General features: G+C 57.6%; 29 protein-coding genes, 1 tRNA gene, 2 pseudogenes and 1 riboswitch. Of the genes and pseudogenes, 18 read left to right on the top strand and 14 right to left on the bottom strand.

Features of this window, described 5'->3' with window-relative positions:
• Positions 1 to 170 precede the first annotated feature (170 nt).
• From fusA to J3T92_RS02945, 4 genes are all read right to left on the bottom strand, one after another.
• A complete protein-coding gene (fusA, locus tag J3T92_RS02960) occupies positions 171 to 2,297 on the bottom strand; it encodes an elongation factor G (RefSeq protein WP_045924656.1) in 2,127 nt (708 codons plus the stop codon).
• Positions 2,298 to 2,323: 26 nt separating this feature from the next.
• A complete protein-coding gene (gene rpsG, locus J3T92_RS02955; RefSeq protein WP_015022140.1) occupies positions 2,324 to 2,794 on the bottom strand; it encodes a 30S ribosomal protein S7 in 471 nt (156 codons plus the stop codon).
• A gap of 3 nt (positions 2,795 to 2,797) precedes the next feature.
• A complete protein-coding gene (rpsL, locus tag J3T92_RS02950; protein WP_015022141.1) occupies positions 2,798 to 3,169 on the bottom strand; it encodes a 30S ribosomal protein S12 in 372 nt (123 codons plus the stop codon).
• Between the two features lie 494 nt (positions 3,170 to 3,663).
• Entirely contained in the window at positions 3,664 to 4,071 is a 408-nt protein-coding gene (locus J3T92_RS02945) for a DUF488 domain-containing protein (protein ID WP_416378719.1), read from the bottom strand.
• Positions 4,072 to 4,152: 81 nt separating this feature from the next.
• Here J3T92_RS02945 and J3T92_RS02940 point away from each other — a divergent pair, with 81 nt between their 5' ends.
• The 5 genes from J3T92_RS02940 to J3T92_RS02920 all read left to right on the top strand — a co-directional run bounded on the left by J3T92_RS02940 (position 4,153) and on the right by J3T92_RS02920 (position 7,425).
• On the top strand, positions 4,153 to 5,145 hold the full coding sequence (locus J3T92_RS02940; RefSeq protein WP_267399652.1) for a YwiC-like family protein: 993 nt from the start codon (positions 4,153 to 4,155) through the stop codon (positions 5,143 to 5,145).
• Positions 5,142 to 5,720 (top strand): DNA-deoxyinosine glycosylase, encoded by a 579-nt coding sequence (locus J3T92_RS02935; RefSeq protein WP_267399651.1) that lies wholly within the window; start codon positions 5,142 to 5,144, stop codon positions 5,718 to 5,720. The genes J3T92_RS02940 and J3T92_RS02935 overlap by 4 nt, the downstream gene beginning before the upstream one ends.
• Entirely contained in the window at positions 5,710 to 6,168 is a 459-nt protein-coding gene (locus J3T92_RS02930) for an ASCH domain-containing protein (RefSeq protein ID WP_267399650.1), read from the top strand. The genes J3T92_RS02935 and J3T92_RS02930 overlap by 11 nt, the downstream gene beginning before the upstream one ends.
• A gap of 132 nt (positions 6,169 to 6,300) precedes the next feature.
• Positions 6,301 to 6,376, top strand: a tRNA-His gene (locus J3T92_RS02925).
• A 758-nt stretch (positions 6,377 to 7,134) separates the two neighbouring features.
• The gene (locus J3T92_RS02920; RefSeq protein WP_267399649.1) at positions 7,135 to 7,425 is read left to right on the top strand and encodes a hypothetical protein; all 291 of its coding nucleotides are present in this window, start codon (positions 7,135 to 7,137) and stop codon (positions 7,423 to 7,425) included.
• 134 nt (positions 7,426 to 7,559) lie between these two features.
• Here J3T92_RS02920 and J3T92_RS02915 read toward each other — a convergent pair whose 3' ends face one another.
• Complete coding sequence (locus J3T92_RS02915; protein WP_267399647.1) at positions 7,560 to 8,411, bottom strand: aldo/keto reductase; 852 nt, start codon at positions 8,409 to 8,411, stop codon at positions 7,560 to 7,562.
• Between the two features lie 147 nt (positions 8,412 to 8,558).
• A riboswitch (guanidine-III (ykkC-III) riboswitch) is annotated at positions 8,559 to 8,619 on the top strand.
• Between the two features lie 21 nt (positions 8,620 to 8,640).
• On the opposite strand from J3T92_RS02915, the pseudogene J3T92_RS09505 reads away from it, so the two are divergent.
• The 9 genes and pseudogenes from J3T92_RS09505 to J3T92_RS02875 all read left to right on the top strand — a co-directional run.
• Positions 8,641 to 8,853, top strand: a pseudogene (locus J3T92_RS09505) (CBU_0592 family membrane protein); the annotation flags it as partial.
• A 192-nt stretch (positions 8,854 to 9,045) separates the two neighbouring features.
• Entirely contained in the window at positions 9,046 to 9,297 is a 252-nt protein-coding gene (locus J3T92_RS02910) for an ACT domain-containing protein (RefSeq protein WP_267399645.1), read from the top strand.
• Between the two features lie 424 nt (positions 9,298 to 9,721).
• Positions 9,722 to 10,492: a hypothetical protein gene (locus J3T92_RS02905; RefSeq protein ID WP_267399643.1), complete on the top strand. Its 771-nt coding sequence runs from the start codon at positions 9,722 to 9,724 to the stop codon at positions 10,490 to 10,492.
• Positions 10,493 to 10,915: 423 nt separating this feature from the next.
• The gene (locus tag J3T92_RS02900; RefSeq protein WP_267399642.1) at positions 10,916 to 12,097 is read left to right on the top strand and encodes an NAD(P) transhydrogenase subunit alpha; all 1,182 of its coding nucleotides are present in this window, start codon (positions 10,916 to 10,918) and stop codon (positions 12,095 to 12,097) included.
• Positions 12,094 to 12,462: an NAD(P) transhydrogenase subunit alpha gene (locus tag J3T92_RS02895; protein ID WP_267399641.1), complete on the top strand. Its 369-nt coding sequence runs from the start codon at positions 12,094 to 12,096 to the stop codon at positions 12,460 to 12,462. Before J3T92_RS02900 ends, J3T92_RS02895 begins: the two co-directional genes overlap by 4 nt.
• Positions 12,459 to 13,868 (top strand): NAD(P)(+) transhydrogenase (Re/Si-specific) subunit beta, encoded by a 1,410-nt coding sequence (locus J3T92_RS02890; protein WP_267399640.1) that lies wholly within the window; start codon positions 12,459 to 12,461, stop codon positions 13,866 to 13,868. The genes J3T92_RS02895 and J3T92_RS02890 overlap by 4 nt, the downstream gene beginning before the upstream one ends.
• Before the next feature lie 102 nt (positions 13,869 to 13,970).
• Positions 13,971 to 14,996: a threonine aldolase family protein gene (locus J3T92_RS02885; protein WP_267399638.1), complete on the top strand. Its 1,026-nt coding sequence runs from the start codon at positions 13,971 to 13,973 to the stop codon at positions 14,994 to 14,996.
• A 267-nt stretch (positions 14,997 to 15,263) separates the two neighbouring features.
• Positions 15,264 to 15,506, top strand: coding sequence for an alcohol dehydrogenase catalytic domain-containing protein (locus J3T92_RS02880; RefSeq protein ID WP_267399637.1), 243 nt, complete (start codon positions 15,264 to 15,266; stop codon positions 15,504 to 15,506).
• A 114-nt stretch (positions 15,507 to 15,620) separates the two neighbouring features.
• Positions 15,621 to 15,959, top strand: a complete 339-nt coding sequence (locus tag J3T92_RS02875) for a hypothetical protein (RefSeq protein WP_267399636.1) — start codon at positions 15,621 to 15,623, stop codon at positions 15,957 to 15,959.
• A 175-nt stretch (positions 15,960 to 16,134) separates the two neighbouring features.
• Here J3T92_RS02875 and J3T92_RS02870 read toward each other — a convergent pair whose 3' ends face one another.
• The 4 genes from J3T92_RS02870 to J3T92_RS02855 are packed head-to-tail and all read right to left on the bottom strand — an operon-like array spanning position 16,135 to position 17,791.
• Entirely contained in the window at positions 16,135 to 16,662 is a 528-nt protein-coding gene (locus J3T92_RS02870; protein WP_267399635.1) for a sensor histidine kinase, read from the bottom strand.
• Positions 16,638 to 17,039, bottom strand: coding sequence for a hypothetical protein (locus J3T92_RS02865; RefSeq protein WP_267399633.1), 402 nt, complete (start codon positions 17,037 to 17,039; stop codon positions 16,638 to 16,640). The genes J3T92_RS02870 and J3T92_RS02865 overlap by 25 nt, the downstream gene beginning before the upstream one ends.
• A 60-nt stretch (positions 17,040 to 17,099) precedes the next feature.
• On the bottom strand, positions 17,100 to 17,636 hold the full coding sequence (locus tag J3T92_RS02860; protein WP_267399631.1) for a response regulator transcription factor: 537 nt from the start codon (positions 17,634 to 17,636) through the stop codon (positions 17,100 to 17,102).
• A 14-nt stretch (positions 17,637 to 17,650) separates the two neighbouring features.
• A complete protein-coding gene (locus tag J3T92_RS02855) occupies positions 17,651 to 17,791 on the bottom strand; it encodes a hypothetical protein (RefSeq protein WP_267399629.1) in 141 nt (46 codons plus the stop codon).
• Positions 17,792 to 17,948: 157 nt separating this feature from the next.
• Between J3T92_RS02855 and J3T92_RS02850 the strand changes: the two are divergent.
• Together J3T92_RS02850 and J3T92_RS02845 are read left to right on the top strand one after the other, a co-directional pair.
• Positions 17,949 to 18,881 (top strand): annotated as a pseudogene (locus J3T92_RS02850) (ABC transporter ATP-binding protein).
• Complete coding sequence (locus J3T92_RS02845) at positions 18,878 to 19,654, top strand: ABC transporter permease (RefSeq protein ID WP_267399627.1); 777 nt, start codon at positions 18,878 to 18,880, stop codon at positions 19,652 to 19,654. Before J3T92_RS02850 ends, J3T92_RS02845 begins: the two are co-directional and overlap by 4 nt.
• A gap of 11 nt (positions 19,655 to 19,665) precedes the next feature.
• On the opposite strand, the gene J3T92_RS02840 is transcribed toward J3T92_RS02845, so the two are convergent.
• The 5 genes from J3T92_RS02840 to J3T92_RS02820 form a co-directional block, all read right to left on the bottom strand.
• Positions 19,666 to 20,838, bottom strand: a complete 1,173-nt coding sequence (locus J3T92_RS02840) for a glycosyltransferase (RefSeq protein WP_267399626.1) — start codon at positions 20,836 to 20,838, stop codon at positions 19,666 to 19,668.
• Positions 20,839 to 20,915: 77 nt separating this feature from the next.
• Entirely contained in the window at positions 20,916 to 21,779 is an 864-nt protein-coding gene (locus J3T92_RS02835) for a MetQ/NlpA family ABC transporter substrate-binding protein (protein ID WP_267399625.1), read from the bottom strand.
• 33 nt (positions 21,780 to 21,812) lie between these two features.
• On the bottom strand, positions 21,813 to 22,694 hold the full coding sequence (locus J3T92_RS02830; protein ID WP_220236108.1) for a MetQ/NlpA family ABC transporter substrate-binding protein: 882 nt from the start codon (positions 22,692 to 22,694) through the stop codon (positions 21,813 to 21,815).
• A 25-nt stretch (positions 22,695 to 22,719) separates the two neighbouring features.
• Positions 22,720 to 23,400, bottom strand: coding sequence for a methionine ABC transporter permease (locus tag J3T92_RS02825; protein ID WP_267399624.1), 681 nt, complete (start codon positions 23,398 to 23,400; stop codon positions 22,720 to 22,722).
• Positions 23,397 to 24,449 carry a methionine ABC transporter ATP-binding protein gene (locus tag J3T92_RS02820; RefSeq protein ID WP_220236109.1) on the bottom strand — a complete coding sequence of 351 codons (1,053 nt, stop codon included), beginning with the start codon at positions 24,447 to 24,449 and terminating at the stop codon, positions 23,397 to 23,399. The genes J3T92_RS02825 and J3T92_RS02820 overlap by 4 nt, the downstream gene beginning before the upstream one ends.
• 114 nt (positions 24,450 to 24,563) lie before the next feature.
• Between J3T92_RS02820 and purT the strand changes: the two genes are divergently transcribed.
• Positions 24,564 to 25,871, top strand: coding sequence for a formate-dependent phosphoribosylglycinamide formyltransferase (purT, locus tag J3T92_RS02815; protein WP_416378890.1), 1,308 nt, complete (start codon positions 24,564 to 24,566; stop codon positions 25,869 to 25,871).
• A gap of 77 nt (positions 25,872 to 25,948) precedes the next feature.
• Positions 25,949 to 26,701: a phosphoribosylaminoimidazolesuccinocarboxamide synthase gene (gene purC / locus J3T92_RS02810; protein ID WP_267399622.1), complete on the top strand. Its 753-nt coding sequence runs from the start codon at positions 25,949 to 25,951 to the stop codon at positions 26,699 to 26,701.
• Positions 26,702 to 26,745: the final 44 nt, after the last annotated feature.

The following is a 26,745-nucleotide window of genomic DNA, read 5'->3' as shown; positions in this document are numbered from 1 at the left end:
GTAGGTTGCCTGCACGAACCACGCACAGAGCACTCGCTACATATTACTGGGTTATCGGGTTCTTTGCCACTTTTGCCCTCCGCCCAGTCAGCGCTACAAGAGTGTAGCGCCGACTTGTGACAGAAGAGCCTTTTTGCGGCGGCCCGCAGTAGCGGCGGACCGGACCGGCATTACTCGCCCCGCTGGGCCTTGATGATCTCGTCGCTGACGGCCTTGGGGACCTCAGCGTAGGAGTCCATCTGCATGGTGAACATGGCGCGCCCCTGGGTCTTGGACCTGAGGTCGCCAATATAGCCGAACATCTCCGACAGGGGCACCTTGGCGTCGATGACCTTGACACCGGTGGCGTCGGTCATGGACTGGATGGAGCCACGCCGGGAGTTGATGTCGCCCATGACGTCGCCCATGTACTCCTCGGGAGTACGGACCTCCACAGCCATAATAGGCTCGAGGATGACGGGCTTGGCCTTGGGAGCAGCCTCCTTGAAGCACATGGAGCCTGCAATCTTGAAGGCCATCTCCGAAGAGTCGACCTCGTGGATCTGGCCGTCGGTCAGGGTCGCCTTAACGCCCACGACCGGGAAGCCTGCCAGCACGCCGGACTCCATGGCCTCCTGCACACCAGCATCGACCGAGGGGATGAACTCCTTGGTGATGTGACCGCCGGTGACCTTGTTCTCGAAGATGTAGGATTCGCCCTCAGAAGTATCCAAGGGCTCGAAGTTCATGAGCACCTTGGCGAACTGGCCGGAACCGCCGGTCTGCTTCTTGTGGGTGTATTCCTGGTTCATGACGGGCTTGCGGATGGTCTCGCGGTAGGCCACCTGGGGCTTGCCCACGTTGCACTCCACATGGAACTCGCGACGCATGCGGTCCACCAGGATGTCCAGCTGGAGCTCGCCCATGCCGGAGATCAGGGTCTGGCCGGACTCTTCGTCGGTCTTGACCTGGAAGGTGGGATCCTCCTCGGAGAGCTTCTGCAGGGCGATGCCCATCTTCTCCTGGTCGGCCTTGGTCTTGGGCTCCACGGCCACCTCGATCACAGGATCGGGGAAGGTCATGGATTCCAGCACCAGCGGCGCCTTCTCGTCGCACAGGGTATCACCAGTGGTGACGTTCTTGAGCCCGACGAAGGCGTAGATGTTGCCGGCGATGGCCTCATCGACCGGATTCTCCTTGTTGGAGTGCATCTGGAAGAGCTTGCCGACGCGCTCCTTCTTGTCCTTGGTGGAGTCCAGGACCGTTTCGCCCTGAGCCACCTTGCCGGAGTAGACGCGCACATAGATCAGCTTGCCGTAGAAGGGGTGGGTGGCCACCTTGAATGCAAGGGCTGAGAAAGGTTCGTCCACGGTGGGCTTGCGATCGATCTCGACGGACTCGTCGCCGATCTTGTAGCCCTTGATGGCCGGCACGTCCTCGGGGCTGGGCAGGTAGTCCACGACCGCGTCCAACATGGGCTGCACGCCCTTGTCCTTGAAAGCGGATCCGCAGAAGACCGGGAAGGCTGACTGCTCGATGGTCATCTTGCGCACAGCGGTGCGGATCTCCTGCTGGGAGATCTCTTCGCCGCCCAGGTACTTCTCAAGCAGGTCCTCGTCCGACTCGGCCACGGCCTCGAGCAGCTCGGTGTGGTACTGCTCGGCCTTGTCCTTGAGATCATCGGGGATGTCGATGGTCTCATACTTGGCGCCTAGGTCGGCCTCGTCCTTCCAGTAGTAGGCCACCATGCGAACCAGGTCGACCACGCCGTGGAAGTCGCTCTCAGCGCCGATGGGCAACTGCATGACCAGCGGCTTGACGCCCAACTTGTCCTTGATGGTGTCCACCGAGTAGTAGAAGTCGGCGCCCAGCTTGTCCATCTTGTTGATGAAGCAGATGCGGGGCACGCCATACTTGTCAGCCTGACGCCAGACGGTCTCGGACTGGGGCTCCACGCCCTCCTTGCCGTCGAACACCGCCACAGCTCCATCGAGCACGCGCAGGGAGCGCTCCACCTCGGCGGTGAAGTCCACGTGGCCGGGAGTGTCGATGATGTTGATCTGGTAGCGGTCCTCAGGATCGTGAGACTGACGGTTCCAGAAGGCCGTGATGGCGGCGGAGGTAATCGTGATGCCACGTTCCTTCTCCTGATCCATCCAGTCCATAGTGGAGGCGCCATCGTGGGTCTCGCCGATCTTGTAATTGACGCCGGTGTAGTAGAGGATACGCTCGGTCGTCGTTGTCTTGCCGGCATCGATGTGGGCCATGATGCCGATGTTGCGGACCTTGGTCAGGTCCGTGAGCACGTCTTGTGCCATAATTCCTTGTTCTCGCTCTCTTGGGATTACCAGCGATAGTGGGCGAACGCCTTGTTGGCCTCGGCCATCTTGTGGGTGTCCTCGCGGCGCTTGACCGCGGCACCCAGGCCGTTGGAGGCATCAAGGATCTCGTTGGCCAGCCGCTCCGACATGGTCTTCTCACGACGGGCGCGGCTGTAATCGGTCAGCCACCGCAACGAGAGCGTATTGGCGCGGTTCGGCTTGACCTCGACGGGGACCTGGTAGGTGGCGCCGCCGACACGACGGCTGCGGACCTCCAGGCTGGGACGAATGTTGTCCAAGGCGCGCTTGAGCACGGCCACAGGCTCCTGGTCGGTCTTCTCCTTGACCTGCTCCAGAGCGGTGTAGACGATGTTCTCAGCGATGGACTTTTTGCCGTCCAGCAGGATCTTGTTGATCAGCTGGGCCACCACGGTGGAACCGTAGATGGGATCGGGCAGGAGCTGGTGCTTTTTAGCTGGTCCTTTGCGTGACATGTGTTACTTGGCCTTCTTTGCTCCGTACAGGGAACGGCCCTGCTTGCGATCCTTGACTCCCTGGGTATCCAACGCACCGCGCACGATGTGGTAGCGCACGCCGGGCAGATCCTTGACACGTCCGCCGCGCACCAGCACGATGGAGTGCTCCTGCAGGTTGTGGCCCTCGCCGGGGATGTAGGCGGAAACCTCAATGCCGGAGCTCAGACGGACACGGGCAACCTTCCGCAGAGCCGAATTCGGCTTCTTGGGGGTGGTGGTGTAGACACGGGTGCATACGCCGCGACGCAGCGGGCTGCCCTTAAGCGCCAAAGTCTTCGACTTGCGAGGCTTGGCCTTGCGCCCTTTGCGGACGAGCTGTTCAATTGTTGGCAACTGACTCTCTCCGATTCCTTCGATGAACTTGTCTTCGTTTGCACTGCGAGACCGCCGCACCGCAGCCGCAGTCGCTCCCAAAAGGAGAGATCAGCCACTGTCCACCGGCCCGATGGCCCCTGATCCTCCTGCTGGGCATTGCTGCCTGCACTCTTCGGATCCGGGGATACCCCGACGAGCCCACCTGTAACATAAGGCGTGCTGTCGGCACACACGATGAAAAGTATATCATCGGGGCAGACATGTCCATGTCTTGCACTTGGAAGTATGCTCTAGGCTGTGCTCGCTGCAATGCCGCACTGAAACCGTTAATGGGAGATCCTTGCACATGCCTTATATTTACAGATACCTACAATGAGGTACCCGTCTATGGCAGATTCCTACTATACACATATATATGTATCGGAAAAACACATCTGGATCGGTAAATATAGTCACCAGAAACATCAATGCCAGCGTCCGGAAATGCTCTGACATTTGTGAATGGTCAGCGTCTACTTATCTTCCTTGTCAAGGGCCTGGCGGACGTAGTCACGCAGGATCAGGGCATGGTTGACGGCTGGGTCCTTGGCTGCATAAACCAGTGTTGTCCGATCATGTTCACGCGCGATGCTCAGCAGATCCTCCAGGGCGGGATTGTCATCCAGCTCAATGCAGTAGCGGCGTGCAAAGTCCTCGAAGCGGTCCGGATCATGGTGCCACCAGCGCCGCAGATCTGGACTGGGCGCAACATCCTTGAGCCAGCCGGACAGGGCTGCCCGCTCCTTGCTGACGCCGCGCGGCCAGAGCCTGTCGACCAGGATGCGGACCCCGTCCTCGTCAGCGGCCTGCTCGTATACGCGTTTAATATCCACCTGACCCATCATCCGCCTCCTGAAACCAGGGACCCGTATGATCCCCATGACTCCTTCGACCATGATATTGACTGAGTCTGCATTACGGAAGAGGCGGCGACAGCCATACCGGGGCGTAGGCTGATAAGTATGCTTACAGACGCAGAAAGGGTCAAGGCAGCCGGATCAAACGGCAGCAGACCGAGCCCTCGAGCCTGCAAATCAGCAAAACCGACCGGATCAGGGTCCAAGGGTCGACAGTGGCGTCGTTTATGGATACCCGACCAGATAGGCGGCTGGGCCATGGCCTTGATGCCGGGCCTGGCTGGGCTGCTGGTCGGAGGCCCAACCTGGAGGAGCCTGCTGCTCATGGTCGCTTGGGCTTTCTGCTACTGCTTTGAGTTCACGGGCTCGCGGTGGATGGTTTCGCACCGAGCTGCCAGATTCGCGCCACCGGCTTTGGGGTACGCTCTGCTCACGGCTGTGACCGGGCTGATCCTGTTGGTCGGCACCCCTGGGCTCCTGCGATGGGCCCCGTTCTACCTGGTGCTGGGCGTGCTGAACTTTGCCGCCGCCTGGATGCGCACGGAGCGCTCTTGGTGGAACGATGCCGTAGCCGTGATTGCAGCCTGCATGCTCTGTCTGATCGTCGTTTCCTTAGGGTCACGATTCCAGAAGCCGGAATCGGGTCTGACAGGTGCCAACGCCAGCTACTCTGGATGCCAACCGAATCCTGCAGTGGACTGCTTTGCCAGCGGATTCCTGCCAAGCGCCTCCCTGCCATCGATCGGAGTGGTCAGTGCAGCGGTCTTCGCTGTGACCCAGTTCGGGTCGGTCATCTTCGTCAAAACCATGATCCGCGAGCGTGGCAAGACCTGGTGCTACCTGCTTTCGCTGACTTGGAACCTGGCCCTCTGCCTGATCGGGGTCGCCATGGTGCACACCGCAGGATGGTGGCCTCTGCTGACCGGCCTGGTTTTGCTGGTGCGTGCGGCCCTGCTGCCTGCCATCTCCCGTCGGCGCCGCATTCCCATTTTGTATGTGGGCCTGGTTGAATGTGCAACCAGTCTGCTGGTCTTCATTCTGGTGGTCGCTCAGGCTGACGTGATGACCGCGTCTCTGACTAGTCTGCTCAGCGCATGATCGCAGGTTCGTCCACACATGTTACCCACGTCACCCACGGGTTCGGGCCTGTCTGGAATGACCAGTCCCGTGTGCTGATCCTTGGATCCATACCCAGCCCAAGTTCTCGCGAGGCTGGCTTCTACTACATGTTTCCGCGCAACCGCTTCTGGCCTGTACTGGCCGCACTCTTCGACCAGCCTGTTCCGGAGCCCGATCCAGCTGTCCGCGCTCGGTTCGCCCTCAATCACCGCATAGCGCTCTGGGATGTCGTTCAGGAATGCGACATCTGCGGCGCCTCCGATGCCTCCATCACCGGGGTGGTGCCGACCGACATCGCCGATCTGCTGGATGGTGCGCCGATCGGCACCATTTTCACTACAGGACGCAAGGCCGGTCAGCTTTACCGTCGCTACTGCCTGCCGGATCTGGAAGAGAAAGGGCATCGACTGACGATGATCAATCTGCCGTCCACCAGCCCTGCCAACGCCGCTATGAGTCTGGCTGATCTGATCAAGGCCTACCAGCCCGTAAGAAAAGCGCTCGACAACGAAGAGCCTAAAAGGCAAGACAATCGCATCGACTATGTCAAATAAACAAGTACCGACTATAGAAGCCCGAGATGTTGGGAATCTACCCAAGGATGAATTCGTCTTCCCTGGTCCAGAACGCGACCGCCTGGTGGAGGCTAATCTGGACGGGCGCAAAACTGCTACGACCAGCCTTATGGCAGAGTTCATCCATGATCATGAACCGCTTCCCTCCTCCGGCCGACGAACAGTTTTAGTGGACTCAGATGAGCAACCGGTTGCCGTCCTCAGATATGCCTCGGTGAGAGTGACCCGACTGGGCGTGGTCGTGCTGCAGCATGTTCTGAGCGAAGGAGAAGGCCATAAAAGTCTGGCGGAGTGGCGAGAGTCTCATGAGTCCTTCTGGACCTCAGAGAACATGCGACAGGCACTGGATGATCCCGACTTCGCCGCCGACGACAAGACCCTGGTGGTGCTGGAAACTTTTTATGTAGAGGCTGCGGTCGTGAATTGAATATGCATGAAATATGCCAAGACAAAACCTGGCTTTTATCGCATGGGTCACACCTCACCGGCGTGCCATGTCGTGCCATCGTGTATAGTTTCATCTGTTGCATTGATCCGCATCGCGGGTCGATTCACCATGGTGGCTATAGCTCAGTTGGTAGAGCACCTGATTGTGGTTCAGGAGGTCGCGCGTTCGAGCCGCGTTAGCCACCCCACCACAAGCCTTTGCCCCTGATCAAGAAAGTAGGGGATTTGTTATATGTGATCAAACGCCCCCAGCGTTTAAATATACGACCGTGTACGACCCAAAATTGGCAAATGACTTCACTCACCAAAAAGGCGAGTGCTAGCAACATAAATAACAGAATCACCCACAAGCCTGTAGGGCCGGAGCCGTATATGATGCCAAAGGCAATTCCCAAACCGGACAAGAACGGCAATCGGCGATAGCATAGCTGACATGGGTTCACCAATAATTAATGGAACCATCTTTAGTATGGACCGCATCAGGCTGGTCGGCTCGATAAATATCTTATTACGATATTAGGAAGAGGAAAAAGAGCAAAACCTCCTATCGATTTTCGAATTGGCCGACAGATATGCAGATGATAGCGTTGTCTCATGTGCCCAGGTGGTTCCTGGTGCGTAGTTCATCAGAAGCGTGGGAAATATCTTCATTTAACTACATTTATTTGGGAAGTGTTTGTACATATTACGCTTCGGCATAGGTCTATACGAGGCTGGTCTACAACTATGGTTGGTATTCTGCTGGCTATCATCTTGCCCACCAGTCTGATCATGAGCAGCCTGGCTGTGGCAAACACTACTTCCAGCCGATCCAACGTGCCCGAGGCGACCACGCTGAAGCAGATGGCAACAAGCCAACAGACGGACCCATCAGCCAATGCACCGATACTGCCGACCACTCCGGCTAACCCCCAGTCGCCGCTGCCTTCGCCCTTGCCCCTGGATAATGCATCCCCCCCCCCTCACACCCGCCCAGCTCGCACCGGACAAGCCAGGCAGCACCGACATTGAAAGCAAGGCCGCCGACAGCCAGCACCAGATGCGGGCATCCTACACCGTAACCTTTAAAAGTGACGGCAAAACAATCTTCAGCCAACAAACCCTCACCATACGGATCAACTCCCGCCTGATGCGGGAATCCCTGGGGCATGAGGACGACGGCATCCTGGTCCGGGACGAATACGCTGCCTTGCGCTCAGGCCACATAAACAACCCTAACGAGCAAGCATTCGTCTAAGGTTGTGACCGTCTAGTATGGCACTTTCCTATGTATTGATACAGCAGCAACAATCCCTGATATTAAAACAAGGGCGCTCACACTGGAGTCTTCAGGTGCAGGCGCCCTTGCCGTATCGGCTCAGCGGACCTCAGTCACTGTGTATAAGATATCCCATGCAAACGTGTGGCCTCCTCAGGCGTATCCACATCAAGAATGAGCGGCCCTCCCGTATCCATGGCCCTGATGTCATGCATATCGTCATCATCAAGACTGAAATCTGCAATATTGTGGTTCTCGCGAATCCGTTCCTCATGCACGGACTTCGGGATGGCGCATATCCCCTGCTGGGTCAGCCAGCGCAATACCACCTGGGCCGGGGTCTTGCCATAACGCTGGCCAATACGCCTGAGGACAGGATTGTCGAAAATGTCCTGACGGCCTTCAGCCAGAGGCGCCCAGGCCATTGGGGCAACCCCTTGCTCAGCCATGACCTTTCGGAGTGCAATCTGCTGGGTGAAAGGATGCAGCTCAATCTGGTTGACCATGGGCGCAATTCGGCTGGAAAGAATCAAATCAATCAGCCGGTCAGGCAGGAAATTGCAGACCCCGATGGCACGGACCCGGCCTTGCTCGTACAGGTCTTCCATAGCCCTCCAAGACCCCTGATAATCGCCATAGGGCATATGGATGAGGTACAGATCCAGGTAGTCGGTCTGCAGGTTCATCAGCGTCTTTTCAAAGGACTGCATCGTCCCCTCGTAACCATTTTGCTGAATCCAGACCTTTGAGGAGAGGCTCACTTCCTCTCGAGGAATGGCTGCTTCACTCAGAGCATCCCCTACTGCTCTCTCGTTGCCATAGCAGGCGGCAGTATCGATAAGGCGGTAGCCGTCATCGAGGGCCGACGCCACTCCACGCTTGCATTCAGCCAAATCATCTATCTGGTAGACTCCGTATCCTAATATGGGCAGTTCGAAGCCATTGCTCAACTGCAGTTTTTGCATACTCTATCCCCTCCATGGTGATGTCCTCCTGCAATCTAACAAAGCATGGGAAGACAGTACAATACCTGCTGCATATGGCTACCCATTCATCTTCTGCATGAGTGGCGCACCAAACCTTCAGCCCGCCTGCCAGTGGTGCTACAGTATCTTGCGGAAGCTTCCCTTCCCCGGACGAGACGCGCCGTACCCGGATTGACGACGACGCTCATCAGGTCACTCGCGGAAGGATGTGGTTGGTTTGCTCACACTGGTTCAACTTATTGGATTTTTGCTGCTACTCATGGCCTTTGCTTCGAGGCAACTGCTAAGCCTGTCCAGCAGCAGTCGGGTCAACCTTGCTCTAAACCTTGTCGGCGCAAGCTTGCTGGCCGTCGATGCCCTGGCTAACCGGCAGTGGGCCTTTTTTGCCCTCGAATGCGGATGGGCCCTGGTTGCGCTATACGCCATCATTCGTTCCCACTTAAAAAGCAAGTCACTCACAACCAAGGATTGCAGCTCAGCGACAAGGCAGGGGCGGGGCATCTGCATCCAGCCCATAGAGGCGAACCTGGCCGTTTGCAAGGTTGCTGATTATACAGAGGTAGATCTGAACTCACCTTACGTTTTTACAGGACGAACCGACCAAGAGGCTTCATTGGTCTGTCCAGCCGAGATGGTTCCCAGCCAGACTCTGGAACGCAGCGACGGATGGCGGGCCTTACGCATTCAAGGCATTCTTGATTTTTCGCTAATCGGCATCCTGGCGCCGATTGCCACCGTTCTAGCAGACAGGGGCATAGGCATTTTCGCTGTCTCGACCTACAACACGGACTATGTCCTTACCAAGGCCGAGGACTTCCCTGCCGCCCTGGATGCCCTTGACAAGTCAGGATATACAATCATCTGACTGATCACAGCAATAGCAGCGCTGTCCAAGAGTCAAAAGTTCAGATCATGACCGCCGATGCAGACCATGAATAAACAAACACCCTCCGTCGTTGAATATATTGCAACGAATCCAGCGCTTTTGCAGGTCCCCTTCGTCTAACTCTCTGTGCTTCACCTGCACTTGGTCGATATCGAAATGATGCCGATCTAGCGCCGGTCAATGTCACTTTTACGAGAAAAGGACACATACACTGGCCTCAACGGAGGTTGCTTCCTGAAAATAGGCAGGCTGCCAGATGACCTGCCACAAGTGACGCGGAAGCACAAGCCTGGAGGATCAGATGAGCAACAATCGAAACGAACATGCAAATAAGAACCAAGGCAGGCATGAGGGCAACTCCTCACGGAGCGACAGCACACGTGAAAGTTCTCAGCAAACATCCATGAACGACAAGAACCGCATGCCAAAACCATTGGAAACTGCTAATGCCGGAAAAGAAAGCCAAACAGCAAATGCACCCGAGGCGAAGCATGCATCAGAGCAAACAGGCGAGAAGGAAGGCAGGAACCCGTCCAACAAGGATTCTGATCATGGCGGACCTAAAGCACTAAATAAGCAGGAACGTGCCCTAGCCCCCGAGCGCGCACAGTCCGGACACGTAGACAGAGAGCATGATGGCCCCTCTCATGACAACGAGCCGAGCCAAACCAATAAGACTGCCGAGAAGCCATCTCAGCTGACTAAGGAAAGCAAGCCAGCCAAACCGCCCAAGGCGAAAAACCATGATTCCTTCTATCTAGGCCTGGCCTCGGCAGTCTTGGTCGCAGCTCTGGGCCTCAGCCTGAGCACCATGCCGATCTTCTTCTCGTTGCCTCTTGCTGCCGTCTTATTCGGAATCGGCATCTGGCTCCTCTCCTATGCCAGCTTCAAGTCTCCCGGCAAACCAGAGGAAGAAGGGACGGAGGCTGACAGGCATACCAGGACGGTCGTTGTGGCGACGGTCCTTCTGGTTCTGCAGACCTTCATCATGGATGTGTTCATCTTCACCCGCATGGGAACGATCAACAAGCATCAGAACGCCGTCGTCATAGTTTGGATCATCGCCAGCATGATTGAAGCTCTGGCTGCCTTCGCCCTTATCTACCATCACGATCCATTGCATTCCAAATCCAAGGAACCGATTGCCGATGGGAACCACGACAAAGGGGCATGAGGCAATAACGGAATTATTGCAGTATCCACCTGAGTCCTATCCTCAACTTGGATACTGTGAACAATCGAAATGTGAGAGAATCTCAGAACAAGAGCCCATAAAGAAAACTGTCCGATAAAGGCAATCGAATCAAATCAGATCAACCGTTCTAGAGAAGGGAATATCAGCCTTGGAGCAGGGCGCAGAACGAGACTGCTCCGCGGCTGATGTTCCCGCAGTCTGCTTCCTGATACGCCAAATTTCGGCATATGATGTCAAAGGTGACAAGATGGCCGGTTGTAGGCTCCAGTCAGGCAATCTGCCATATTCGATCGTCTGGAAATGGCCTAGAATAAAAAACGGATAGTTGCCCAAAAGTAACGGACGAAACCTATATTCTATATTGAAATTTTTCACACACAGTTGTGGAAGAAAAGGAAGGGTATGAGCGGACCAGAACAATCTCAGATAACTTTCGGGGTCCTGAATGAAACCAGCCATGATGAGTCGCGCGTGGCCTTGACGCCAGACATCGTGACCCGTCTGGCGAGGCAGGGCATCATCTGTCTGATGGAGTCATGCGCTGGAGTCCGAGCCGGCTTCAGGGACGAGGATTATCAGCGAGCAGGGGCTGTAATCACCGACAGGAATACAGTCCTGTCCAAATCCCAAGTCCTGGGCTTTGTCAACAGGCCAGACACATCCTTGCTGAGCCGGATACAAAACAAGACCTGGATCATCGGCATGCTGGGATCTTTCTCAGATCAGAATTACATCAAAGCCCTGGACGAGGCCGGACTGACGGGTATCGCCTTGGAACGACTCCCCCGTCAGCTCAGCTCTGCTCAGTCCATGGATGAAATGACCTCGCAGAACTCAGTCATGGGATACAAGGCAGCTCTGGTGGCTGCCGATGCCTACGGATCCTTCTTCCCCATGATGACCACTGCAGCAGGAACCATCCGGCCAGCCAAGGTTCTGGTTCTGGGCGTCGGCATTGCAGGACTGCAAGCCATCGGAACCGCCAAACGTCTGGGAGCCGTAGTCACCGCCTACGATGTCAGACCCGCCTCCAGGCAGGAGGTGGAATCCCTGGGAGCCAAGTTCCTTGACCTGGGACTGGATTTCTCCAAAGGTCAGGGCGAGGGCGGCTATGCGCGCCAGCTGAACAGCCAGGAGCAGGCTCAGCAGCAGGCAGCGGTGGATGCCAAGGCGGCAGGTTTCGATGTGGTCATCACCACAGCCAAGGTCCCAGGAGGGAAGCCGCCCAGGCTCCTGAGTGCCAAGGGAGTAGCCAATCTACACCCCGGAGCCGTGGTGGTGGACTGCGCAGCCAGCGATCTTGGCGGCAACGTTGAGGGGTCGCAGGTAGGAACCACGACCACGCATGAGGGAGTCATCATGATAGGTGCGCCATACTTGGCAAGCGGTGTGGCCACGACGGCCTCCAGCCTTCTGGCCAGGAATGTGGCGGACGTGTTGGTTCATTTTGTCCGCAATGGAGCGCTGAGCATCAAGGCAGATGATGGAATAGATCAGGCGCTGGTCGTAACAGGAACAGCAGAGTCTGGCGCGCGCGGAAGCACAGACGCGGCAAGCAGTGAGAAGAAAGGCCACCAGCAATGAATTCCTTGGTCATAGCAATTACACTCTTTATCTTGGCTCTGCTGATCGGCGTTGAAGTGATCGGCAAGGTTCCGGCCACCCTTCATACGCCTCTGATGTCCGGAGCAAACTCAATCCATGGCATTGTGATCGTCGGCGTGGTCATCATTGCAACGGAGGCGCACTCCCCGCTTTCCTACGTCCTCATTTTCCTGGCGGCCATACTTGGTGCCATGAATGTGGTGGGCGGCTATGTAGTGACGGACAGAATGCTGGAGATGTTCAAATCATCGAAATCCGGCAGGAAAAAGAACAAAGACGACCAGAACCACCAGGCTTCGGCCGTCCCGGTAGCGAATGCTGAGGACGGGGGAGCCGACAAGTGAACACCCTCGACATCATCACCTGGTTCGTCTACCTCCTCTCCTCGGTCATGTTCGTCATGGGGCTGCACTGCATGAACTCCCCCAAAACGGCCCGCACAGGCAATAGGATTTCTGCAGCAGGCATGATCATCGCCGTAGCCATGGCCTTCATCCACCTGTTCGCCACCGGTTTCGCCTCCTCCCTGGCCATCGTTCTGCTCGTGCTCGGCATCCTGATCGGGTCCGCAGCAGGGGTCTACTCGGCCAGGAAGGTCAAAATGACGGACATGCCCCAGCTGGTTTCCGTCTTCAACACGGTCGGCGGCGGCGCAGCAGCCCTGGTCGCCTTGAACGACATACTCACTTCCGAAGGTACCCCGACTCTGGTGGTGCTGATCACCGCCGGGCTCGGTGTGGTCATCGGTTCCGTCACCTTCACCGGTTCCCTGATAGCTGCCGGCAAGCTTCAGGGCGTCAGCCTGATCAAAAACCTGAAGCTGCCGGCCAAAGCTGTCTGGAATGTGCTCTTCGCCCTGCTGACGGTGCTCTGCCTGGTCATGCTCTGCCTGAATCCAGACAATCGGACCCCATGGGCCCTCCTCACGGCCATATTCGCCCTAGGCTACGGACTGGTCTTCGTCATCCCCATCGGCGGCGCTGACATGCCCGTGGTCATTTCTGTTCTGAACGCCTGCACTGGCACAGCTGTGGCCATGAACGGCCTGGCCATCGACAACGTCGCCTTGATCGTGGCTGGCGCACTGGTCGGTGCCGCTGGAGCGACCCTGTCCGTCCTGATGGCACAGGCCATGAACAGGCCTCTCCTGAGCGTTCTAGCTGGAGGGTTTGGCGGTTCCTCTGTCAGCGCCAGCCAGGATCAGGGTGCCCAGGGGACTATGAAGGAGACCACACCCGACGATGTGGCTGTCCAGCTGGTCTACGCAGACAAGGTCATCTTTGTCCCCGGCTTTGGTCTGGCTCAGGCTCAAGCCCAACGCGAACTGGCCGACTTGGGCGAGCTGCTCAAGGGTCATGGCGTGGAGGTCTCTTACGCCATCCATCCGGTGGCTGGCCGCATGCCCGGACATATGAATGTCCTCTTGGCCGAGGCCAACGTCCCCTATGAGGAATTGATCGACCTCGACGACATCAATCCCCAGTTCCCATCAGCCAACGTCGCCTTGGTGGTTGGCGCCAATGACGTGACCAACCCCGCGGCCCGCCGACCAGGGACCGCAGTATCCGGCATGCCCATCCTGGACGTTGACAAGGCCCAGCATGTTGTCGTTCTCAAACGAGGTCGTGGCAAGGGCTATGCAGGCATCGAAAACGAGCTCTACTTCAATCCGAATACGCAGATGCTCTTCAACGATGCCAAGGTCAGCCTTCAGGCGATCATTGCATCGGTCAAGGAACTTATCGCCTGAGCATCTGCTGGACGACCTGTCGCATATGCTGTAGTCAGAACCATGGCTCCAGATCGGCTTGGCTGATCCGGGGCCGATTATCGTCAAACAGGAAGGACCCGCATGCTGTCATTCGTCAACGACTATTCCGAGGGCGCCCACCCCGCAGTCCTGCAACGGCTAATCGACACCAACATGGAGCACCTTCCCGGCTACGGCAAGGATCGGTACTGCTTTTCCGCCGCACAGAAGATCGCTCAAGCCTGTGACTGTCCCCAGGCCCAGGTTTATTTCATGGCCGGAGGGACTCAGACCAATCAGGTCGTCACCTCCTGCCTGCTGAAGTCCTACCAGGGGGTGGTCGCTGCGGATACTGGCCATGTCAACGTCCACGAGGCCGGTGCCATTGAAGCCATAGGCCACAAGGTCCTCACCATCCCCAGCAAACAGGGCAAAATTCGCGCAGGCGATCTTAACGCCTTCCTTGATGGCTTCTACGCCGACGGAAACCATGAGCAGATGGTCTTCCCCGGCATGGTTTACATCTCCCATCCCACCGAGTATGGGACCCTCTACACCCGCCAGGAGCTGGAAGATCTCTCGCAGACCTGTCGGAAATACAAGATCCCGCTCTACCTGGACGGGGCCAGGCTGGGATATGGACTAGTGGCTCCAGGAACCGATGTCGATCTGGCGGACATAGCCCGTCTCTGCGACGTCTTCTACATCGGAGGAACCAAGGTGGGCGCACTCTGCGGCGAAGCGGTGATCTTCCCCAGGGGGAATGCTCCCGAACATTTCAGCACCATGATCAAAAGAAGGGGAGCCCTTCTGGCCAAGGGAAGGCTCCTGGGAGTGCAGTTCGACGCTCTTTTCACCGATGACCTCTACCTGCGCATCAGTCGAAGCGCCATCCAGACAGCAGCGATGATCAAAGAAGCCCTGCGCGAGAAGGGGTATCAGATTGTTATGGATTCCCCAACCAACCAAACCTTCATCTGTCTGGACAATGAGCGCATGGAGGAGCTGTCCAAGCAGGTCGCCTTCGACTTCTGGGAACGCAGCGATGCAACCCACACCGTGATCCGACTGGCCACCTCCTGGGCGACGACAGTCGAGGACACCCAGGCTCTGATCAATCTGCTGTAAAGGCCGCTCAAGCTAAACCAAAGCAAACCAAGGCCATCCTGCCACCACTTCCCTGCCGGTCATCCTTAGGGGAGGGATACTCATATATACGTGAACTTTTTCATCCGCTCTGTAGACACGACCAATCCCACATTGTTGGGCATATCACACTCTTTCGGGATGAGTGAAAGCTGGCGTTCAGCAGGTTTTTTATTGCAACGATGCTGATGCGCACACTCCCCGCCCTGAGCATAGAAACGGAAATGCTTCAATGATGAAAGGGAGCTTATGAAAGCCATTGTTTTCGAACAATTCAACACCTTCCCCACCCGCAAGGAAGTGCCGGAGCCGACCCCTGGGAGCGGCGGGGTTCCGCTCAAGGTTGCTGGGGCAGGTTGCTGCCATTCCGATGTATCCGTCGTCCAGGACTGCACGCCGGAAACCTGGAGCCGCGCCAAACCGCCGATTATTCTGTGGCATGAGACCACCGGCTGGGTCGAAAGGGCGGTCCCCCGATGTCACGGGCTTTAAGAAGGGTGATCCGGATGCGGCCACTACCCTGACTGCTTGGCCGGCCAAGAGAACTGATGCTCCAGCTCCGTAACCAATAAATCCCTGGCCTTGGGTCTGGGTCGCGACGGCGGCATGGCAGAATACATGACCGTCCTGGCCCGCAACCTGGTGCCGCTGGGCAATACGGATCTAATTGGCCCCCTAGCTAACGCTGCCCTGACCCCCTACCACGATCCGGGCTGCCATGCCTCATCTGAACGGCGGCGGAAAGCACGCTCTGGTCATTGGCCTGGGCGGACCGGCCCAGATCGCCATTCAGATTCTTCACGCCCTGCCAACATGTATCGCAACAGCCAGATTGAGGCTGAGATCGAAACCTATGCGCTGGACAACGCCCTCAATGCCCACCACAAGCTGGTCGACAACAAGCTCTCTGCCAGGGCTGTTGTAGTCCCGCACACCAAGACCTGATCTTCCCTAGCGCGTAAGTGAGAAAGCGGATCGCATGTCGGTCACATTTAAGCATGGTCAGATTTGTGTCCCGACACCATTTTCCACCTGCCTGCACTTGATGGCCTGTCATGGTCTTTTCACAAGGACCATGACAGGCCATAACGTCCAATCGAGGGGATCAAACCCACATTGTTTACAGTTCGTTCGATTGCAGAGCATCACTCAACAGCAAGTGGATCGAGAAAATACCGTTGGCGGATTCCAGCCTCATTGAACCGCCGAGCGAATCCACCAGGGAATCAACGATGCTCAGACCCAGACCTGTGCTTCTGATCTTGGTCCGTGATTGGTCCTCGGTCTGGAACCGTTCCATCAGCCTGTCTACATCGACGGCTACGTCCTTGGTTTTGTTGCCGAAGTCCAGATGAACCCGCCCATCTTCGCCCTGGTGCAGGTCCACCCAGGCTGATTCCTCCGCATACTTGAGCCAGTTGCCAATCAGATTCTGGATTACCCGACTCATCATGGTCTGGTCCGTCGTTATTTCCACACCAGCTTGGATCCTGGGATCCACCGTGACCGACTGTGCGGTCAAAGAATCGAAGGCGTTGAAGAGCTCCTGCTGAACCAGGGCCGACAGGTTCACCCTACTCAAATCCAGACTCACGCTCTTCTCTTGAATCAGATTGAAATCCATCAGGTAATGCAGATAGTGATCCACCGACTGCAGGTTGTTGAGAATCTTGTCCAGCTGCTCCTGGTCGTCCGATTCCTCTTTGAGCGGTTGGCGTATCCCCTAGCCACGATCAGAGGGGTCTTGATGTCATGGGTCAGATTGGTCAGCATCTGTCGGACCTGTTTATTCTGCTCAGCTTGGGTGATCTGCAGCCGCTTGTTTTTGTTGAGAATGGCGTTGATCCTATTCGCCAGAGTGCGGATGAGTCCGATATTGGCCCCAGTTGTTACCAGGGCATTGGAGTCCGCATAGTTGATGAAATCCAGATCACTGCTGATTCGTTTGAGGTCGACAATCAGCAGTATCAGTTTAATCGCCAATGCTAGGGCGACAAGACCCAGAACAAGTGCAACCACCTTCACGGATTCACCTCCGATGACCCCTTATTCGTCGTCATTCATCGTCCTGATTTCCACCCGAATTCAGACCAGGTGAACGCCGATACCCCAGACCGACACGATGTAGCGCTGGCTTCCAGCATATTTGTTAAGACTGGTCCGCAAAGTACTCAGGTGCACATTGAGAGTATTCTCGGCATTGATGTATGGATGGTTCCAAACCTGTCTGTAGAGGTCCTCCTTCTCGAAAACCCGATGCGGATGGTCCATCAGAAGCTCAAGGATGGCGAATTCTTTGCGAGCCAGATCGACCCTGTGCCCATCAACGCTGACCGTGTGCTCCATCCGGTCCAGCTCGATCCCCTCGAAACAAATCCTGGCGTCAGATTTACCTGCTGTATCCGCATCCGCTTTCAGTGCCACGGATTGGCGCAACTGAACCCAGACGCGAGCGCGAAGCTCGTCGATGTCGAAAGGCTTGGTCACATAATCATTGGCGCCCTGCTCCAAAAGGCTGACGGTCCTGGTCTTGTCCTGGATGGCCGTGAGGATGATGACCGGCACCGAAGACATGCGTCGAATGGCCTTGAGGACGCCGTCCCCGGTGATTACAGGAAGCATCAGATCCAGAAGGATCAGGTCGGGTTCCTTCTGCTGGAAGCGAGCAAGGCCTCGCCGCCTGTGGTCACCTGGATGATCCGATGGATCTCGCCCAGCACATCCTTGAGCAGGGACTGGATGTCCTCCTGATCCTCCACGACCAGAACCGTAGGCATACTTTCTTCCTTTCGCGGGTCACTCTCATGTTGCTGAAGCCCTCTCACGATGCCAATTTCGCCCAATCGGATTTATGTAATTCTTAATGATTTCTTTGCCAAGCACTTAAGAAAGGCATTTTAGATTCTCTAATAGCGACACAGGAAAAGGCACTCCATGGACGATACCATTCTGGATATTAGCCATGTCAGCAAACGGTTCGGCAGCTTCCAGGCACTAGGCGATCTCAGCCTTTCCATAAACAGGGGTGAGATCTACGGGTTGATCGGCGAGAACGGTGCTGGCAAAACCACCCTGATGCGTCTGATAACCTGACCCTCCCCCATGCAGAGGGGAGCCATAAGGCTAATGGGGCGCACAATCGGCAAGAACAGGCGCATTCTGAGCAGAATAGGCTCGATCATTGAGGCTCCGGCCGCCTTCAAAAAACTGACCGTCAGCCAGAACATGAAACTGACAGCCATCCAGCACGGGCTGGCCGACGACAAGGCCATCGTCCAGGCCATCGACTTCGTTGGTCTGGGCGAGAAGGCCAAAACTCGGGCCGCTCACCTCTCTCTTGGTCAGCGTCAGCGCCTGGGGTTGGCCATGGCCATCCTCACCCGGCCCGATTTCCTGATCCTGGACGAGCCCATCAACGGCCTGGACCCGGCAGGAATCATCGAATTCAGGACACTTCTGGGAAAGCTCAATAAGGAGCGCCAGACGACCATTCTCATCTCCAGCCACATTCTGAGCGAACTCTACCTGGTCTCCTCCCGGTTCGGGTTCATCAGCCACGGCCGCCTGATCAAGGAGGTAGACAAGGATGAACTGGACCGGATCAATCAGAATGGACTGTTGATCGACGTGGACCAGAGCTCCAAAGCCGCCACGATCATGGATCGCCAGGGAATCGGCCCCTTTCAAGTCCTTGACGACCATCAGATTCTGATCAGGCAAGGGAATCTGGAACCGGGCCCCATCAACAGTCTTCTGGTTCAGAAAGGCATCCTGGTCAATCAAATCAGCCAGCAGAAGGGATCGTTGGAGGGATATTTCGCAGATCTGCTGAATAAGGACCCTCAAGAGTCGAGGAGGCAACAATGATTAACCAGATCAGGGCCGACTTTTATAGGCAGCGACACTCCATCGGCATGCTGCTTCTGCTGATTGCCACTGTGGCCCTCGGCATCGGGACCACCTGGAGCAAGACCACTGTGGGCATCAGCACGGGCGGGGAAGAATACGCTCATAAACTTCCGGAAATCCAAGGCCAGAGCTGGACCATCAGGACAGGCCTGCAAGCTGGTGTCGCCTCCGCCACGTCCCTGATCTACTTTTATATCGCAGTCTTCGTTATCGTCATTGGTTCGGAGTACAGCCAGCACACCCTGAAGAACACGTTGACCTCGGGCATCTCGCGCATGCAATTCATCTTAGGCAAGTACGCGACCATCCTGATTGACATCATCCTCATGACCCTGTGCTACTTCATCGCCATCCTGCTGACCGGACTGGCCCTTGGAAGGAAGCCCGGAGTCGGCTGGGGCATCTTGTACAAGGATGTGGCCGTCATGACCCTATCGGTCAGCTTCTGCATCTCCGTCATCATCAGCCTGGGCATCGTCCTGTTGATCCTTACCCAATCCATAGTCATTCCAGCGGTAGTGATCGTGATATGGCCCGTGCTAATCGGCCTCATAGAGTTGACGGCGAAATGGAAATGGCTGCGATACTTCGACTTCGTCGGGTTCGGCCAACAGATTGTTCTGGATACGCTGAAGGCAGATCAGGCTTGGATCTATGCCGGCGTATCCGTGGGCGTGGTCCTGGTGGCCATCATCGGGTCGGCTCTGATCATATCCAAGAAGGAGATCTAAGCCAGATCGGGCTATGCCTGGTCCTGCTCTTGATTGTTGGCGACCTGCATGACCATCTTGGCAAAGGCTCTGACGGAAGCATCCAGGGAATAATGCTCTTTGGCATGTTCGGCGTAGCGTCTGGACCAGACCGCAAGTGCATCAGGATGGTCTATCCACCAGTCAACTTGCGCAGCCAGTGCCTGGGCCTTGCCGACCGGGAAGAGCGAGTGTTCAACCAGAGCGAAATGGCCGGCGGCGCTCAGGTCGGATTGTGCTATTACCGGGACTGCGCCGCAGGCCATCCCCTCTAGGACGCTGACCGATTCCAGGTCCGCGATGGAGGGATGGACCAGTAGATCGGCCTGTCTGAGCAGATCAGGCATGGTCGTGTTGTGATGGAATCCAATCGAGACCTGCGTGCCGTTCAGCTGCCTGGCGGCCTCCGCCTTCAGACGGCGCTCCATGGGACCTGTGCCAGCTATGGTCAGGCTGATTCTGCGTCTGTTCCTGCACAGGGCCAGAGCACGGATCAGAGTCAGATGGTCCTTTTCCCGGGCCAGCCTGCCAGAGGCCATGACTTGGATCAGCCGGTCGGGTCGCTGCCGCTCGTATCGGCCCCGCTCATATCGGTCACCGGGGTTGAACCTGGGCTGGTAGCCGTTGGATATGACATGCAGGTGGGCCTTGTACCCATGCGAGCGCAAGAGGTCAGCCGTCAGCTGGGTAGGAACGTGGATGTGCCTGACGTGATCGTAGAGCCAGAATCGAAAGAGCCGGTAGATGGCCGCATCCACCCCGGGCAGGTAGCGCAATGGACCAGCTGAATAGGTGATGTTCTCAGGCTGAATGTGAAACCCGGCAGTCACCGGTATGCCCATGAACCTGGCCTGTGCCAGGGCGGCACGGCCGAAGGCGAAGGGTTCGTAAATATGGACCAGATCCACACCGGCAAAGGCCCTTCGGAAAAGTTCCGGATCAGCACGAGCGAAGCTCATCTGCTGTCTGGCCGCCACATGAGAGACTAGAGGAATTCGATGCACCCGCGCCGGATAGTCGGTCGAGCCTACCCCCACCAGACGGACCTGGTGCCCCAGCGCTTCCAGACCCTGGGCGTATTGGATGGCGGAGTTGGAGGTCCCATTGCCCCTGTTGCCGAAGGAATCCAGGACCAGGGCCAGCGTCAGGCGATCATGATCCCTCATCAACGTTCCCTCCGCTGTTCAACTGTTGCAGACTTGGGTCGGACCAGGACAGGGCGACCACCCGATTGCACCCACTATTAGTAGGAGAAGGCCGGGACGGCCGCCCCACGGTAGTAGCGGTTGATGGCATCAGCCACATAGCGACTATGGTAGGCGGAGACCAGAGCTTTGTAGTCGGGGTCATTTTTGTCAGCCTGTCTGGCCACGATGATGTTGACATAGGGATGATTGGCTGGCGATTTGAGATCGCCGGGCACCTGGTAGATGGCATCCTGGATCTTCATGCCAGCATCCAGGATGAAATTGGTGTTGGTGATTCCCGCCGCATAGTCGGGCAGGACCTTGACGATCCCCGGTGGATCGACCTGATCCAGGACCAGCCCGCGCGGGTTGTCTACGATATCTTCGGGAACCGGCGTGGTGGCCTTGGGGTCTCGCAGACCGATCAGCCCGGCGCTGGCAAGCACCTTCAGGGAGCGGCCCAAGTCGATAGGATCGCTGGGTATTGCCAAACGGTCACCATAGCCTATCTGGTCAACGCTCCGGTACTTCTTTGAGTAGAGGTTGAGGGGTGAGATGTAGGTGTCGCCAATGGCTGCGAACCGGTACCCGTGCTGCTTGGACTCCTGCTCCAGAAAGGCATAGTGCTGGAAGGCATTCAGGTCAATCTCCCCGTTGGACAGTGCCTGATTGGCGTAACGCCCATATTGGAAGGAGCGGAGCTTGATTTTTATGCCGGCCCGGCGCTGGTCCAGTTGGTGCTGAACGGCCTTCCAGATCTCCTCATCAGCATCGCCCACCAGACCGATGCTGATCTCCCGCTGGCCGCGATCGGGCTGGTTGACCCTGACATAGGCCACTCCCATCAGGACGGCGACCACCAGGATGACGACCGAGACAGCTGCCAGCTCTCGCTTGGCCCTGGTTCTTCTGGTGCTCATATCCATCCTCCTTCATTTGTTGAACCTATCGCATCAGGAAACCTTGAAAGCCGGCAGGCAGGCCCCCTTGTAGACATGGACGATGGTGTCGGCCACGGGCTTGGAATGGTAGGCTCGCACCACTGCGGCGTAGGTGGGGTTATTCCGCTGATCCTTGGTGGTGACGATGATGTTAACGTAAGGCTTGTTGGCCGGGTTCTGGAGGTCGTAGGGAACCTCGTGGATGGCATCATGCACACTGCGACCTGCATCGACCACGAAGTTGGCGTTGGTGACCCCGCCCGCATAGTCGGGCAGCAGGTTGAGGATGCCAGCCGGATCCACCTGCTCGATGCGCAGATGCTTGGGGTTGTCCACTACGTCCTCGGGCAACGGGTTGGTGGCCTTGGGGTCGCGCAGACCGATCAGCTTGGCGTCGGCCAGGACCTTCAAGGCCCGGCCCATATTGGTGGCGTTGTTGGGAATGGCCACCCGGTCGCCGTCTTGGAACTGCGAAGGCTTGGCATAGCGCTGCGAGTAGAGGTTCATGGGCGAGATGTAGGTATTGCCAAGCACAGCCAGCTGGTAGTGGTTGGTTTTCACATCGTCCTCCAGGTAGGCGTAATGCTGGGCGGCGTTGAAGTCCACCTCGCGGTTGGCTGTGGCCTGGTTGACATAGATGGCGTCCTGGAAAGGCTTGAGCTCGATCCTGATGCGTTCGCCCCGCCGATCCAGCTCTGCCTGGACAGCCTTCCAAATCTGATCGTCCGAACTGCCAATGACGCCGACCTTGACGACCTTGACATCGGCACCCACCTGGTTCAGACGGACATCGGTACCGACCACTAGCGCCAGCAGGAGGACGATGACCAGGCTGAGCGCCGCCAGCTGGACCTTGGCTCGGTTCTTTTTGCCGACGCGATTACGACCGACCACAATAATCTGACCTTTCCCGGGTTGCTCAGTGTTCGACGACCTCGGCCAGAAGCCGGCCGAACAGTTCGATCAGGGCGATGAAGATGACCAGCACAATGATGGTGGCGATGGTCACGTCGTTCATGGACCGCTGGTAGCCCAGACGGATGGCGAAGTCGCCCAACCCGCCACCGCCCACAATGCCCACGGTGGCGGTCTCGCCCACCAGGCTGACGATGGTAATGGTGGTCACCCGGATGATGGAGGGGATGCCCTCACGCAGGTAGACGTGCCAGATGATCTGCCAGGTGGTCATGCCCATGGACTCCGCCGCCTCGACATACCCAGGGTCCAAACCGGCCAGGGCCGACTCGATCTGCCGGGAGAAGAAAGGCGTGATGCCCACGACCAGCGGGAAAATTGCCCCTTTAGGCCCGATGGCCGTACCTATGAGCATTCTGGTCACCGGCACCAGGGCGGCCGCCAGAATAATGAAGGGAATGGAGCGGAAGAGGTCAATCAGCTTGTCCAGAATGGTGAACACCAGGCCGTTGTGACGGATGCCATCACGTCGGCTGATGATCAGCCCCACCCCGATGACCAGAGCCAGCAGGAAGGAGATCACCCCTGAGACGCCGACCATGACCAAGGTCTGAACCATGCTGCTGAAGAACTCAGGCAATCGGCTCATGACGTTGGGGAACCAGGTGGTGAGCAGGGACGTCATGATTTGAGGACCTCGATTCCGATGTTGCGCGAGCGCAGGTATCCCATGGCCCGACGGATATTTTCCGGTTCGCCGCCCATCCTGACCACCAGACCCCCCAGGGGTGCTCCCTCCACCACATCGATGTCGCCGAAGATGATGTTGACGTCCAGGTTGTAGCGACGGCTGATGGTGGAGACCAAAGCCTCGGAGACCTCCTTGGAGACATAGGACATGCGCATGAGGATCTGCCCAGGCTCCAGGGCCACCAGGGGCGAATCGGCGGCCATCAGATCCTTGACCTTTTCCAGGTTGGATGTGGTGGCCACGAAAGACTTGGTCAGCTGGGCCTTGGGATCTGCAAAGACGTCGAAGACCCGGCCCTGCTCCACAATGACGCCCTGATCGATGACTGCCACCCGGTTGCAGATCTGCCGGATAACCGACATCTCGTGGGTGATCATGACCACGGTGATGCCCAGCTGGTCGTGCAGATCACGGAGCAGCTGAAGAATGGAGCGCGTGGTGGTCGGATCCAGTGCGCTGGTGGCCTCATCGCTGAGCAGGATATCCGGCTCGTTGGCCAGTGCTCGGGCGATGGCCACGCGCTGCTGCTGGCCACCGGAGAGTTCTGCGGGATAGTGGTCGGCCAACTCAGTCAGCCCTACCAATTCCAGAAGCTCGGACACCCGGGCCCGTCGAGATGCACGGTCGCGGCTGCTCCCCCGCAGAGGAAGGCCCACATTATCGGCCACCGTCCTGGATGGCATCAGGTTGAAGTGCTGGAAGATCATGCCCGTACGACGCCTCAAGTCCCTGAGCTCGGCCGGAGCCAGATACTTGACCTCGCGACCCCGGACCTTGACGCTGCCCGAGTCATAATCCTCCAGCCCGTTGATGCAGCGGACCAGGGTGGACTTGCCAGCCCCGCTCAGTCCGATGATGCCAAAAATATCTCCAGTCTCGACAGTCAGATCGATGTCGGCCAGTGCCGTCTTGTCTTCGTCGTCGTCGCTGTGATAGGTCTTGGTCAGGTGCTCCATCCGCACAGCCGGTATCCGCTCGCTCACGTTCCCGCCTTCCCTGGTCGACTGCCTGACATGGTAATCGTCCCGGCGGCCAGTGGACAAGAAGGCCTCTATAGATGTCGTTTATAGGCATGTATCGATAGTCGGTGACAGAATATGAGTATGCGCGCATCCGGTCAGCAGCGGATTATCAACACTATCGATCCAGGGAAGCGGTCGTTCGGCTCTCCTCTGGGGCCAAGATCCACACGAGTCCTTCTCCTAGGGGCCGGCGAACTCGGCCGCGAGATCGCCATGAGCCTGATGCGACTGGGGGCCTGGGTAGGTGCGGCGGACTCCTACCCTGGCGCACCGGCCACCCAGGTGGCCCATGTCGGCTACCAGGTGAGGATGAGTGACCCCCAGGCTCTTGAGGACCTGATCGAAATGGTCAAGCCCGATCTGATCGTGCCAGAAGTCGAGGCCATCGCCACTGACCGTCTGGCCGGCGCCGCAGCCCGTGGCATCCAGGTAGTGCCTGCCGCACCCCTGGCGGCCATGTGCATGGACCGCAGGGCCCTGCGCGTCTTCGCCCACGAGCAGGTAGGTCTGCCCACTACCCCCTATCAGTTCGCCAGCTCCCTCGAAGAGCTGGCCAGGGCGGCGGACCAGGTGGGCTACCCCTGCATGGTCAAACCTCTGATGAGCTCCTCCGGACACGGACAGACCCTGGTGCGAAGCAGGGAAGGTTTGTCTCAAGCCTGGAATTTGGCACTGACCCAGGGCCGGGCAGCCATCAGGCATCAGGGCGAGGCCGAGATCATTGTGGAGGCTCTGGCCCCCCTAGCGCATGAGCTGACCGTTCTGACCGTGGCTTCCTCCGCCGGCGTGGCCACCTGCACGCCCATCGGCCAGCGGCAGGAGAACGGCGACTACCGGCTCTCCTGGCAACCGGCGGAGCTGAATCCTGACATCTTGCAGCAGGCCCGGAGCATGGCCACCAGGCTGGTTCATGCCATGACCTCCCTGGCATGTCAAAGCGGGGAGACCGGGTGGGGGGTCTACGGAGTGGAGATTTTCGTTCTGCGCGATGGCTCGCTGCTCTTCAACGAGGTGGCCCCGCGCCCCCATGACACCGGCATGGTGACTATGATCTCCCAACGCCTGACCGAGTTCGACCTTCACGCCCGGGCCATCCTGGGCATTCCCGTCCATCAGGAGGATCTGGCTCTGAGTCTGCAGGAGGGCGCCTACGCGGTCAGCCGACCCATCCTGGTCAGGGGCCAGGGACCTGTCAGTTTCCAAGGTCTGCCGCAGGCCCTGGACCATCCAGGCACCGATCTGCGCATCTTCTCCAAACCAGAAGTGCTTGGTCTGCGCCGCATGGGCGTGGCCCTGGCCCAGGGTCCTGACCTGCAGACTGCCCAAGAACGGGCCGAAGCCGTGGCCGGCGATCTGAAACCTCAGGTGGGCTCGGAGATGTAACTCGGGCTTGCTATGGTGGTCATGTCCCAAGAAGTGCAGATGTTTCCAATTCGCAACAAACTCGAGGAAGGCGAACCGTGGAAAAGTTGGGGATGCGCTATCAAGGCAAGGCCAAAAAACTGTACGAAACGGATGATCCGAATGTGCTCTGGGTTGAGTACACCGATCAGGCCACGGCGGGGAACGGAGCCAAGAAGGCCAATATCGAAGGCAAAGCCAGACTGAACAACAGGATCACCACGGTGATATTCTCCCTGCTGGCACGCCGGGGCATCCCCAGCCACTTCGTACGCAGCATCTCGGATACCGAACAACTCAATCGCCGGCTGGACATGTTCCCCTTGGAGGTCGTCATGCGCAACCGGGCCGCAGGCTCTTTCGCCCAGCGGTACGGGGTTGCGGAAGGCACCGCCTTGAAGCAGCCGGTGCTGGAGTTCTTCTACAAGTCCGATCCCCTGGATGATCCATTTATCAACCGGGATGACATTCTGGCCCTGGGGCTGGCCACCGAGCAGGACCTGGACATCGTCGCCGCAAAGACCAGGGAGATCAACGGGGCGCTGACCGACATCTTCCACGCCATCAACGTAGAGCTGGTGGATTTCAAGATCGAAATGGGCAAGACCGAATCGGGCATCATCCTTCTCGGCGACGAGATCACCCCCGACACCTGTCGGCTCTGGGCAATCGGCAATAATCAGAACGGCCAGGTCACCCACCTGGACAAGGACATCTTCCGCAGGGACCTGGGCAGCATCATTCCTGCTTATCAAACCATTTTGGATGGGCTGACCGAATTGGAGGAGCGCGAAAGCCAATCGAACGGCTGAATCGATCGACCCGGAAGCGAGCTTATCGCCTCCGGGTTTTTCAT

Source organism: Bifidobacterium sp. B4081, assembly GCF_026537335.1.
Classification (GTDB): Bacteria; Actinomycetota; Actinomycetes; order Actinomycetales; family Bifidobacteriaceae; genus Bombiscardovia.
This window is presented reverse-complemented; position numbering and strand designations above follow the sequence as displayed.